The sequence below is a fragment of the Thauera sp. AutoDN2 genome (assembly GCF_051280715.1).
Taxonomy (GTDB): Bacteria; Pseudomonadota; Gammaproteobacteria; order Burkholderiales; family Rhodocyclaceae; genus Thauera.
In genome coordinates, this window is sequence record NZ_JBNCAR010000020.1 from 26,143 (window position 1) to 38,125 (window position 11,983).

The 11,983-nt window shown below is 61.2% G+C and carries 12 protein-coding genes; all 12 read left to right on the plus strand.

Features of this window, described 5'->3' with window-relative positions:
- Nucleotides 1-57 precede the first annotated feature (57 nt).
- The 12 genes from lepA (at nucleotide 58) to ACPT9U_RS11750 (ending at nucleotide 11,983) form a co-directional block, all read left to right on the plus strand.
- Nucleotides 58-1,854 (plus strand): translation elongation factor 4, encoded by a 1,797-nt coding sequence (gene lepA / locus ACPT9U_RS11695; protein ID WP_435751058.1) that lies wholly within the window; start codon nucleotides 58-60, stop codon nucleotides 1,852-1,854.
- A gap of 10 nt (nucleotides 1,855-1,864) precedes the next feature.
- Complete coding sequence (gene lepB / locus ACPT9U_RS11700) at nucleotides 1,865-2,653, plus strand: signal peptidase I (RefSeq protein WP_435751059.1); 789 nt, start codon at nucleotides 1,865-1,867, stop codon at nucleotides 2,651-2,653.
- Nucleotides 2,654-2,668: 15 nt separating this feature from the next.
- A complete protein-coding gene (locus tag ACPT9U_RS11705; protein ID WP_418364657.1) occupies nucleotides 2,669-3,031 on the plus strand; it encodes a DUF4845 domain-containing protein in 363 nt (120 codons plus the stop codon).
- Between the two features lie 4 nt (nucleotides 3,032-3,035).
- Nucleotides 3,036-3,707 (plus strand): ribonuclease III, encoded by a 672-nt coding sequence (gene rnc / locus ACPT9U_RS11710; protein ID WP_435751060.1) that lies wholly within the window; start codon nucleotides 3,036-3,038, stop codon nucleotides 3,705-3,707.
- Complete coding sequence (gene era / locus ACPT9U_RS11715; protein WP_435751062.1) at nucleotides 3,704-4,636, plus strand: GTPase Era; 933 nt, start codon at nucleotides 3,704-3,706, stop codon at nucleotides 4,634-4,636. The genes rnc and era overlap by 4 nt, the downstream gene beginning before the upstream one ends.
- A 15-nt stretch (nucleotides 4,637-4,651) precedes the next feature.
- Complete coding sequence (gene recO, locus ACPT9U_RS11720; protein ID WP_435751063.1) at nucleotides 4,652-5,404, plus strand: DNA repair protein RecO; 753 nt, start codon at nucleotides 4,652-4,654, stop codon at nucleotides 5,402-5,404.
- Nucleotides 5,404-6,156, plus strand: coding sequence for a pyridoxine 5'-phosphate synthase (locus tag ACPT9U_RS11725; protein ID WP_418364653.1), 753 nt, complete (start codon nucleotides 5,404-5,406; stop codon nucleotides 6,154-6,156). The genes recO and ACPT9U_RS11725 overlap by 1 nt, the downstream gene beginning before the upstream one ends.
- A 60-nt stretch (nucleotides 6,157-6,216) precedes the next feature.
- Nucleotides 6,217-6,612 (plus strand): holo-ACP synthase, encoded by a 396-nt coding sequence (gene acpS, locus ACPT9U_RS11730; RefSeq protein ID WP_435751064.1) that lies wholly within the window; start codon nucleotides 6,217-6,219, stop codon nucleotides 6,610-6,612.
- A 248-nt stretch (nucleotides 6,613-6,860) separates the two neighbouring features.
- The gene (locus ACPT9U_RS11735) at nucleotides 6,861-7,961 is read left to right on the plus strand and encodes a Fic family protein (protein ID WP_435751065.1); all 1,101 of its coding nucleotides are present in this window, start codon (nucleotides 6,861-6,863) and stop codon (nucleotides 7,959-7,961) included.
- On the plus strand, nucleotides 7,958-9,664 hold the full coding sequence (locus ACPT9U_RS11740) for a type I restriction-modification system subunit M (RefSeq protein ID WP_435751066.1): 1,707 nt from the start codon (nucleotides 7,958-7,960) through the stop codon (nucleotides 9,662-9,664). Before ACPT9U_RS11735 ends, ACPT9U_RS11740 begins: the two co-directional genes overlap by 4 nt.
- Nucleotides 9,654-10,964, plus strand: a complete 1,311-nt coding sequence (locus ACPT9U_RS11745; protein WP_435751067.1) for a restriction endonuclease subunit S — start codon at nucleotides 9,654-9,656, stop codon at nucleotides 10,962-10,964. The genes ACPT9U_RS11740 and ACPT9U_RS11745 overlap by 11 nt, the downstream gene beginning before the upstream one ends.
- A 2-nt stretch (nucleotides 10,965-10,966) precedes the next feature.
- Complete coding sequence (locus tag ACPT9U_RS11750; protein WP_435751068.1) at nucleotides 10,967-11,983, plus strand: SIR2 family protein; 1,017 nt, start codon at nucleotides 10,967-10,969, stop codon at nucleotides 11,981-11,983.

The window sequence follows — 11,983 nt, forward strand, 5'->3', positions numbered from 1 at the left end:
CGACCCTTCCGAACATTTTTCCGAAACGGGTGCTGTGAGGCACCCTTTTCGTTTCGCATGAACCACATACGCAATTTCTCCATCATCGCCCACATCGACCACGGCAAATCCACCCTGGCCGACCGACTCATCCACTTCTGCGGCGGACTGTCCGAGCGCGAGATGGAAGCGCAGGTGCTCGACTCGATGGACATCGAGCGCGAGCGCGGCATCACCATCAAGGCGCAGACCGCGGCGTTGCATTACAAGGCGAAGGATGGTCAGGTTTATAACCTGAATCTGATCGACACGCCGGGACACGTCGACTTCTCTTACGAGGTCAGCCGCTCGCTTGCCGCGTGCGAGGGGGCGCTGCTCGTCGTCGATGCCTCGCAGGGCGTCGAGGCGCAGACGGTGGCCAACTGCTATACCGCGCTCGACCTCGATGTCGAAGTGGTGCCGGTGCTCAACAAGATCGACCTGCCTGCGGCGGATCCCGAGAACGCGCGTGGCGAGATCGAGGACGTGATCGGCGTCGACGCCTCCGAGGCGATCCTGTGCTCGGCCAAGACCGGCCTGGGCGTGGAAGACGTGCTCGAGGCCATCGTGGCACGCGTGCCGCCGCCGGTGGGCGAGCCCGAGGGGCCGCTCAAGGCGCTGATCATCGACTCGTGGTTCGACAACTACGTCGGCGTGGTGATGCTGGTGCGGGTGGTCGATGGCGTGCTGAAGCCCAAGGACCGCATCCTGCTGATGTCGAACGGTCTGCAGTATCCATGTGACCAGGTCGGCGTCTTCACTCCGCGCTCGGTGGCGCGTGCAGAACTGCGGGCCGGCGAGGTGGGCTTCATCATCGCCGGTATCAAGGAGATCGAAGCCGCCAAGGTGGGCGACACCGTCACGCTCGCCAGCCGGCCCGCAGCCGAGGCGCTGCCCGGCTTCAAGGAGATCAAGCCGCAGGTGTTCGCCGGCCTGTATCCAGTTGAATCCTCCGAGTACGACCAACTTCGCGACTCGCTGGAGAAACTGCGCCTGAATGACGCCTCGCTGCAGTTCGAACCGGAGGTCTCGCAGGCGCTCGGCTTCGGCTTCCGTTGTGGCTTCCTTGGTCTGCTGCACATGGATATCGTGCAGGAGCGCCTGGAGCGCGAGTTCGACATGGACCTCATTACCACCGCGCCGACCGTGGTGTACGAGGTGGTGCTCAACGATGGCTCGGTGATCCACGTCGAGAACCCGGCCAAGCTGCCGGAGCCGGGCAAATACCAGGAGATCCGCGAGCCCATCATCACCGCGACCATCTTCCTGCCGCAGGACTACGTCGGTCCGGTGATCACGCTGTGCAACCAGAAGCGGGGCAACCAGATCGACATGCGCTACCACGGCCGTCAGGTGCAGCTGATCTACGAGATGCCGATGAACGAGGTCGTGATGGACTTCTTCGACAAGCTCAAGTCGGTGTCGCGCGGCTATGCTTCGCTCGACTACGACTTCAAGGAGTACCGCACGGCCGATCTGGTCAAGCTGGACCTCATGGTGGGCGGCGAGAAGGTCGATGCGCTGTCGGTCATCGTGCACCGCGCCAGCGCACAGTACCGCGGGCGCGAGCTGGCGAGCAAGCTGCGCGGGCTGATTCCGCGCCAGATGTTCGATGTGCCGGTGCAGGCGGCGATCGGTGCGCACATCATCGCGCGCGAGACGATCAAGGCGCTGCGCAAAAACGTGCTCGCCAAGTGCTATGGCGGCGACATCACGCGCAAGAAGAAGCTGCTCGAGAAGCAGAAGGAAGGCAAGAAGCGCATGAAGCAGGTGGGCAACGTGGAAATTCCGCAGGAGGCCTTCCTCGCCGTGCTGCGCACCGACGAAGGCAAGTGACGGAAACCGCATGAATTTCGCCCTGACTCTTTTCCTGCTGCTGGTCGCCACCGGCGTGCTGTGGTTCTTCGACCGCTTCCACGCGCGCAAGCTGCGCCCGGCCGGTGCGCCCAACCCCTGGTGGGTGGAGTACGGCGCGAGCTTCTTTCCGGTGATCCTGATCGTGTTCGGCCTGCGTTCCTTCGTGGTCGAGCCGTTCAAGATCCCTTCAGGCTCGATGATTCCGACGTTGCTGGTGGGCGACTTCATCCTGGTCAACAAGTGGACCTACGGTATCCGGCTGCCGGTGATCAACAAGAAGATCATCGACCTCAACGATCCTCAGCGCGGTGACGTAATGGTGTTCCGCTATCCGGCGGACCCCTCGATGGACTACATCAAGCGCGTGGTTGGCCTGCCGGGCGATCGGGTCGAGTACGTCAACAAGCGGCTTACCATCAACGGCGAGGCTGTCCCGATCGAAGAGAACGGCACCTACCTGCATCCGGACCGGCTGTATTACTCACCGCAATACACCGAGCAGCTCGGCACGGTCGAACACTCGGTGCTGATCGAGCGCGAGGCGCCGGCCTTTGTGCCGCATGTGCTGAATTTCCCGAACCGTGACAATTGCACCTATACGCACTCCGGCCTGCGCTGTACCGTGCCCGAAGGGCATTTCTTCGTGCTCGGCGACAACCGTGACGCAAGCAGCGACAGCCGGGTCTGGGGGTTCGTCCCGGAAGAGAACATCGTGGGGCGCGCCTTCTTCATCTGGTTCAACTTCAGCGACATGAAGCGCATCGGCAGCTTTCATTAAGACTCGGGAGACCTCATGAACCACACATCCCAACGCGGCGTGAGCCTGCTCGGCGTGATGATCGTCGGCGCCTTTGCGGCCTTTCTGTTGATCGTCGCCTTTCGCACGGTGCCGGTTTTCAATGAGTACATGGCGATCAAGCGCATCGTCGGCATCCTGGCCAATGACATCGACAATGGCACGTCGGTGATCGAGGCGCGACGCAATTTCGACCGGCGCAAGTCCATCGACGACGTTTCGAGTGTTTCCGGTGCCGATCTGGTGATCGACCGCAGCGGAGGAAAGACCGTGGTGGAGGTCCAGTACGCCCGCACGGTGCCGCTGGTGGCCAACGTGAGTCTGCTGTTCGAGCTCAGTCCGAGCAGCGAGGTGCGTTGACCCGATGACCGCGGAACGCTTGCAGGCCCGACTCGGGCACGTCTTCGCCTCGCCCGGCCTGCTGCAGGAGGCGCTCACGCACCGCAGCTTCGGCCAGCCGAACAACGAGCGCTTCGAGTTCCTCGGCGACAGCATCCTCAACTGCGTCATGTCGATCGCGCTCTTCGAGCGTTTCGAGGCCCTGCGTGAGGGAGAACTCTCGCGGGTCCGTGCGTCGCTGGTGCGTCAGGATGCGCTGTATCGCGTCGCGTTAGATCTCGAACTCGGCGAGTGCCTTCGCCTTGGGGAGGGCGAACTGCGGTCCGGTGGGGCGGGCAGGCCCTCGATCCTTGCCGATGCGGTGGAGGCGGTTTTTGCGGCTGTGTTTCTCGATGGCGGTTTCGCGGCTGCCAAGGCGGTCATCGACCGTCTCTACGCACCGCTGCTCGCCGAGGTCGACCCACGCAAGCCCAGCAAGGACCCCAAGACAGCGCTGCAGGAGTGGCTGCAGGGCCGCAGATTGCCGCTGCCGGCGTATTCGATGGTGCAGGTGCTGGGCGAAGCGCACTCGCAGGAGTTCGAGGTAGCCTGCGACATTCCCAAACTCGGTGTTCGCACCCTGGGCCGCGGCCCGAGCCGGCGCATCGCCGAACAACAGTCGGCCGAGCTTGCGCTCGCCGCGGTGAGAAAGAAATGAGCGAAGTCCCCAGCATGCCGGCGGCAAGCGCTGAAGGTCGCGACGAGCAGGCATCCCGTGCCGGCTTCGTCGCCATCGTCGGCCGCCCCAATGTCGGCAAGTCCACGCTGCTCAACCGTTTGATCGGGCAGAAGATCAGCATCGTCTCAAGTAAGGCGCAGACCACACGCCATCGCGTCACCGGCATCCTCACAGAGCAGGGGGTGCAGTTCGTCTTCGTCGATACGCCGGGCTTTCAGACCCACCACCGCAACGCGCTCAACCGTGCGATGAACCGCACGGTGTCGCAGGCGCTGGCCGACGTCGACCTGGTGTTCTTCGTCATCGAGGCGGGGCGCTTCACCGACGATGACCGCAAGGTGCTCAGCGTGATCCCGGAGTCGTCACGGGTGATTCTCGTCATCAACAAGGTGGATCAGCTCAAGGACAAGGCGCGCCTGCTGCCCTTCATTGATGAGCTCCGCCAGTTGCGGGCGTTCGCCGAGATCGTGCCGTTGTCGGCGGAGAAGGGGCGCAACGTCGAGGCCCTGATTGCTGCGGCCACGCCATTGTTGCCGGTCGGTGAGCCGATGTTCGAGGAAGACGAGGTGACTGATCGCAGCGAGCGCTTCCTCGCCTCCGAGTTCCTGCGCGAGAAGCTGTTCCGCCTGCTGGGCGACGAGTTGCCTTACGGTATCGCGGTCGAGATCGAGAAGTTCGAGGTCGAGGGCAATCTTCGCCGTATCTTCGCGGCGGTGATCGTCGACAAACCCGGCCACAAGGCCATGGTGATTGGCCGTGGGGGCGAGAAGCTCAAGCGGATTTCGAGCGAGGCGCGTGTCGAGCTCGAGAAGCTCTTCGATGCCAAGGTCTTCCTCGAGGTTTGGGTCAAGGTGAAGAGCGGCTGGGCCGACGACGAGCGCGCGCTGAAGAGCCTGGGGTACGAGTAAGCCGGGCGCCCTGTCATGGCAGGACCCAAGCAGCGCGTCGAGCAGCAGCCCGCATGGGTGCTCCACACCTATCCGTGGCGCGAAACAAGCCTGATCGTGGAGATCTTCGCGCGCGAACATGGCCGCGTGGGACTGGTCGCCAAGGGTGCGCGCAGACCGTATTCCCAGCTGCGTGGCGTGCTCCTGGCATTCCAGCCCTTGCGGATGGACTGGTCCGGCGGCGGTGAGGTGAAGACCCTGGTGCGCGCCGAATGGCAGGGTGGCCAGCCGCTGCTCTCGGGGCGGGGGCTGCTGTGCGGTTACTATCTGAACGAGCTTCTGGTGCGTCTGACCGCGCGCGAGGATGCGCACCCGCGTCTCTTCGATGCCTACGTCGATGCGGTGCGCGCGCTCGGCCGCGGTGAGCCGGCGTCGCCGATCCTGCGTCGGTTCGAGCTCGCCCTGCTGCAGGATCTGGGGTACGAGGCCGGGCTCGCGGTGGACGCCGACAGCGGCGCGGCGATTCAGCCCGACGGGCGCTACCTTTATATAATCGAACGCGGGCCCGTAAGGCTGGAAACGCTGGAGGCGGAGGGGATCGAATCCGGGGCGCTCGGCGAGCAGCCACTGCTCTCCGGACAGACCCTGCTCGACATGGCCGCCGACGATTTTTCCCGCGCAGAGACGCTGGCCCAGTCCAAGCAGTTGCTGCGCATGCTGATCAACCACACCTTGGGCGGCCAGCCGTTGCAGTCGCGCCGGGTGCTGAAGGAATTGCAGGAACTCTGATGATCGAACTCGGCGTCAATATCGACCACGTCGCCACGCTGCGCCAGGCGCGCCGCACCTGGGAGCCCGACCCGGTGTGGGCTGCGGTGGAGGCCCATCTCGGCGGGGCGGACGGCATCACCATCCACCTGCGCGAGGATCGCCGCCACATCAACGACGAGGATGTGCGCCGCTTGGCCGAGCTCACCCAGGTCAAACTCAACCTCGAGATGGCGGCCACCGACGAGATGGTCGCGATCGCCTGCCGCACCCAGCCGCAGATGGCGATGCTGGTGCCCGAGGGGCGCCACGAGATCACCACCGAAGGCGGGCTCGATGTGGTAGCGCAGGAGGCGCGGCTCAAGGACGTCATCGCCCGCCTGGCCGACGCCGGCATCGTCACCAGCGTCTTCATCGACGCGGAGCTTGAGCAGATCGAGGCTGCCGCCCGCATTGGCGCGCGTGTCTGCGAAATCCACACCGGTCCTTACGCCCACGCCTTCCACGCCGCCGGCCGCGATGCCGAGGCGCCGGACGTGGTCGGCGAGATCGACAAGATCCGCAACGCGGGTGAGGCCGTGCGCCGCCTGGGCATGCGCTTCAACGCGGGCCATGCGCTCAACTACTACAACGTGCAGCCGATCGCCCGCCTGCATGGCATCCGCGAGCTGCACATCGGCCATTCGATCGTCAGCCGTTCGGTCTTCGTCGGCCTGCGCGAGGCGGTGGTCGAGATGAAGCGCTTGATGCGCGAAGCCGCGCAGACCGCGTGAGCCAGGCGCGCAAGGAACGCAAGCGGTGAGCGGCCGACAAGACAAAGGGCAGGGCGCACCATGATCCACGGCATCGGTACGGATCTCGTGCAGTTGCGGCGCATGCGCGAGGCGCTTGAACGCCACGGCGAGCGCTTCGCGTTGCGCATCCTGGCAGCGAGCGAGGTCGAGGGCTGGCGCGCTCACCGCGACCCGGCCCGCTTCCTCGCCAAGCGCTTTGCCGCCAAGGAAGCCTTCGGCAAGGCGCTCGGCACCGGCGTCGCCGTGCCGGCCACGCTACACGCCGTCGCCGTCGGCCATGACGCGCGCGGCAAGCCCGAATACCGCTACGACGAGCGGCTCACAGCGCACATGCGCGACAACGGGCTGCGTGCGCACTTGAGCATCAGCGACGAGGACGAGCACATCGTCGCGTTTGCGCTCATAGAGCGGCTTGGGTCCAACGACCTACCTTGATCTGTACAGCCTGCTCGGCGCAGTGCTGGAGACCCTTGGCACGCGCTCTCGAGGTGTTGGGGGCAGTGGTGGCCAGGGTGGTCATGGCGGGCTCCGTGTTTGATGGATGACGACATTGTTCACGCTCTGAACGATCAAGCAGCCAGGCGCTGCCAAATAGGGTAATCATTCATTAATCGGGGTAATGAAATGGTGCGTTACCCCAATTATGGGTACGATTACCCCATTTACGGCCCCCGAGAAACTTCATGCACTCACTCTTGCCCGACTACCTCGCCAAACTGCGCTTTAATGCCCAGCAACTGGCGACGCTGCGCGCTTTGGGCGAGTACCGGGGCAAGCAGCAGCTGTATGTGGCGCAGTCGCCGGAGGTGTTGAGCGACTTGCAGCAGGTGGCCGTGGTGGAGTCCACCGAGTCATCTAACCGCCTGGAGGGCGTAGTGGTAGCGGCGCACCGCCTGAAGTCGCTGGTGCTCAAAAACGCCACGCCGCAAAGCCGTTCTGAGCAAGAGGTGGCAGGCTACCGTGACGCGCTGGGCCTGATCCACGAAAGCGGCGAGCAGATGCCCTTCTCGGAGGGCACTGTTCTGCAGCTTCACGGCATTCTGTATCGCTATATGCCACAGCCGGGTGGGCACTGGAAAGCCACCAACAACGACATCGTTGAACGCCACCCTGACGGCAGCTCACGGATTCGCTTCAGGCCCGTGGCGGCGCATCTCACGCCTATGGCGATTACCGATCTGATTGCGCGCTACCGCACGGCACTGGATCAACATCTGGCCGACCCGCTGGTACTGGTTCCGCTGGTCATCCTCGATTTTCTCTGCATCCATCCCTTCCCGGATGGCAACGGCCGCATGGCACGGCTGTTAACCCTGCAATTGCTCTATCACTTCGACTACGCGGTGGGCCGCTTCATCAGTCTGGAGCGCATCTTCGAAGAATCGAAAGAGAGCTACTACGAAACGCTGGAGGCTAGTTCGCAAGGCTGGCATGACGGCGCCCACGATATTGCCCCGTGGCTCGACTACTTCTGGGGCGCACTGCTTCGGGCCTACAAGGAATTCGAGGAGCGTGTCGGCACCATCGAACGTGGACGCGGCGCCAAGGGCGACCGTGTGCGCGCCGAAATCCTCAAGCGCAACCTACCGTTCTCGATCTCCGAAATCGAAGAAGCCTGTCCCGGCATAAGCCGCGACATGGTCCGCGTCGTCTTGCGTACTATGAAATCTGAAGGGCTGATCACGCCAACGGGCAAAGGCCGTGCGGCCAAGTGGGAACAGATACCGCAAGCTATCGGGCAAGCCACCCATGCCCAGCAAAATTCATCAGGGAAAAAGCAATGAACCCCATCGAACAACAATTCTTCATCGACCTTGAAAAAAAGCTCTGGACCGCCGCCGACAAGCTGCGCTCCAACCTGGATGCTGCCGTCTACAAGCACGTGGTGCTGGGCCTGATCTTCCTCAAGTACGTTTCCGACGCCTTCGAAGAGCGGCAGAAAGAGCTGCGCGAGCAGTTCCAGAACCCCGACCATGATTACTACATGGCCCCGGAGGACTATCCCGACGATTACGAAGCTCACATCAAAGCCGAACTGGAAGTCCGCGACTACTACACCGAGAAAAACGTCTTCTGGGTGCCGCTGGAAGCGCGCTGGCAAACCCTGCGCGACTGCGCCCAACTGCCGCCCAAAGCCCCGCTGCCGTGGAACAAGCCCGGCAAGGACGAGCCGGAAGAAATGCGCAGTGTTGGCTGGCTGATCGACAACGCCATGGAGGCCATCGAGCGCGAGAACGAGAAAAAGCTCAAGAACGTGCTCAACAAGGACTTCGCACGCACCCAGATCGACAGCCACAAGCTGGCCGACCTGATCGCCCACTTTTCCGACACCGACTTCAACCGCAAGGAATACAACGGCCAGCCGCTGAGCCTCAAGAGCAAGGACATCCTCGGCCACGTCTATGAATATTTCCTTGGGCAGTTCGCGCTGGCCGAAGGCAAGAAAGGCGGCCAGTACTACACGCCCAAGAGCATCGTCACGCTGATAGTTGAAATGTTGCAGCCCTTCAAGGGGCGCGTGTACGACCCGGCCATGGGTTCGGGCGGCTTTTTTGTGCAGAGCGAAGAGTTCATCGAAGAGCACGGTGGCAAGGTCGCCAACGGCAAAACCGGGCAGATCAGCGTCTACGGCCAGGAAAGCAACCCCACCACGTGGCGCCTGGCCGCCATGAACATGGCGATTCGCGGTATCGACTTCAACTTCGGCGGCGCTCCTGGCGACACGCTGCTCAACGACCTGCACCCCGACTTGCGCGCCGACTTCGTCATGGCCAACCCGCCCTTCAATATGAAGGAGTGGTGGAACGAAAAACTGGCTAGCGACCCGCGCTGGATGGCCGGCACCCCGCCGCAGGGCAACGCCAACTTTGCCTGGTTGCAGCACATGCTCTACCACCTGGCTCCGGCGGGCAGCATGGCGCTGCTGCTGGCCAATGGCTCTATGAGCAGCAATACCAACAACGAGGGCGAAATCCGCAAGAAGCTGATCGAGGACGACTACGTGGAATGCATGGTCGCGCTGCCCGGCCAGCTCTTTACCAACACGCAAATCCCGGCCTGCATCTGGTTCCTCACCCGCGACAAGCGCAACGGCCTGGCGCTCACCAAAACCAAGCGCGACCGGCGCGGTGAATTCCTGTTCATCGACGCCCGCCAGCTCGGCTACATGAAAGACAGGGTGCTGCGCGACTTCACGGTCGATGACATCAAAAAGATCGCCGACACCTTCCATGCCTGGCAGCTGGGTGAAGGTTATGAGGACGTAGCTGGCTTTTGTTACGCCGCCACGCTCGACGACATCCGCAAGCACGAGCATGTGCTGACGCCGGGGCGCTATGTGGGCGCGGAAGAGCAGGAAGACGATGGGGAGTTCTTCGCCGACAAGATGGCGCGGCTGACGGCGCAACTGGCAGAGCAGTTTGCCGAAAGCGCCAAACTTGAGGGCGAGATCAAGGGAAGCTTGGCGGGGTTGGGTTATGAGCTCTGAATGGATTGAGACAACCCTTGGGGAGGTGCTCACCCTTCAGAGGGGAATTGACCTGCCTGTGCAAGATCGACGTAGCGGTTCTGTACCGGTTGTCGCATCAACAGGCATTGTCGGTTTTCATAACGAAGCGCCTGTGAAGGGACCTGGCGTTGTCATCGGGCGAAGTGGAAGTATCGGCGGAGGGCAGTTCATTCGACAAGATTTCTGGCCCCTCAATACAACGTTGTGGGTTAAGGACTTCCACGGCAACGACCCCAGGTATTGCTATTACCTGCTTCGTTCAATGGACTTCTCGGGCCTAAATGCTGGGAGTGGTGTTCCCACGCTAAATCGCAATCACCTCCATCCGCTAAAGGTTCGGAGGCCGCCTATCGATCGACAACGTGCAATTGCAAATACTCTTGGCGGATTGGACGACAAAATCGACCTCAACCGCCACATCAACCAAACCCTCGAAGCCATAGCGCAAGCCCTCTTCAAATCGTGGTTTGTCGATTTCGACCCGGTCAGAGCCAAGATCGCCGCCAAGCAGGAAGGCCGCGACCCGCTGCGCGCCGCCATGAGCGCCATCAGCGGCAAGCCCGACGCCGAACTCGATGCCCTGCCGCCCGAGCAATACGAACAACTCGCCGCCATAGCCGCGCTGTTCCCGGATGAGATGGAGGAGTCGGAGTTGGGTGAGATTCCGAAGGGATGGTCCTGTGGTGCGCTCGGTGATATTTGTAGCTTTACGGCAGGCAGCGCGTTCAAACCGGAACATCAGGGTAGTACAGAGGGGGACTATCCGTTCATCAAGGTGAGCGATATGAACCTTGCGGGCAACGAAGTCTTCATTCAATCGGCTAACAACTACGTCAGCAAAGCTCAACAGTCTGAGATGAAGGCGAAGTTGCACCCGGTGGGCGCGACCGTTTTTGCCAAGATTGGGGTGGCACTGATTTCGAATCGCCGGAGATTGCTGACTTCCCCGACCATCATTGACAACAACTTGATGTCAGCCAGTCCCGTTGAAGGCAAATCCGGGCAGTACTTTTTTTATTCGCTGCTCAGTACACTCGATTTCAATACTTTGGTCTCGGGCACCGCCCTGCCGTACATCAATGTTTCCGACCTTAAGAAGATACCCATTGTGCGGCCACCGTCCGAAGCTTGCCGTGCTTTTGAGGCGAAGGCGTCCTCGATTTTCTCAATGATGCAGACGCTGGCAGCACAGAGCTCAACCCTTGCGACGACTCGAGATGTGTTGCTCCCTAAGTTGCTGTCAGGGGAAATTGAAACATCTGGAACATTTGAGGGCTGACCATGGATTTTTGGCGCCCGAAATATCACGAATATCTCAACTCTGAAGGGGATGTGGACATCATTGGCTCCACCTTCCAGCGCAGCAGAATATTGAGAGAGCTAGAGCCGGAAACATATCAATTGTCTTTTGAGGATTGGGTGGAGGAGCGAAAGAGCAACCTGCGCGACGTGTCGCGCCAGGTGCTTGCTGCGCACGACAATGCAAATCGTTTTAGTGCACTTAAGAAGGCATATGGCTCTCGAAATGTTGTCCCTTTTCTTGGTGCGGGACTTTCGGTGCCCAGCGGGTACCCAGGGTGGACGAAATTTTTATGGGATATGCAGTGTGAGTCGCACGTCAAGGCGGACGAATTGGAGTCGCTATTAGGCGCGGGGGATTACGAGGGGGCCGCTCAGTTACTTCACGATGATCTTGGTCCGGCGCTATTTGATAAGCAACTTCAGGAATGTTTCGACAAAGACTGTGCCGCGAATGGCGCAATCAATTTGTTCCCGCTCGTGTTTGCAGAAGCCAATGTCATTACAACCAATTTCGACAAATTGCTGGAATCCACCTTTTCCGGGCAATCGCAGGGCTTTGATCAAGTGGTTTTCGGCGGCAATTTGGGAGAGGCATTACGTGTTCTAAGTGCCGGTGGAAGATACCTACTGAAGCTACACGGCTCCTCTGAAACAGTTGCCAATCGCGTCTTGCTGCGTGATGAATATGCGCTAGCCTATGGTGAGGCTGGAGTCGTAGAGAAATTCTTCTCCCGTTTTTTGTTTGGCAAGTCACTGCTATTTGTTGGCTGTAGCTTATTGACAGACCGCACACTTCGAACGATGGAGCAAGTGGTCGCCACAGAAGGGGCGCACACCCTGCCACAGCACTACGCCTTCCTTGAATTGAAGGAGGGGATCGATCGCGTCGAGCGCAAAAAGGCATTGGCAAAGGCCAATATATTTCCGATCTGGTATCCAGAGGGTGAGCACGATGAATCTATCGAGGCGCTTCTGTTGGCATTGATGGAGGAGTGA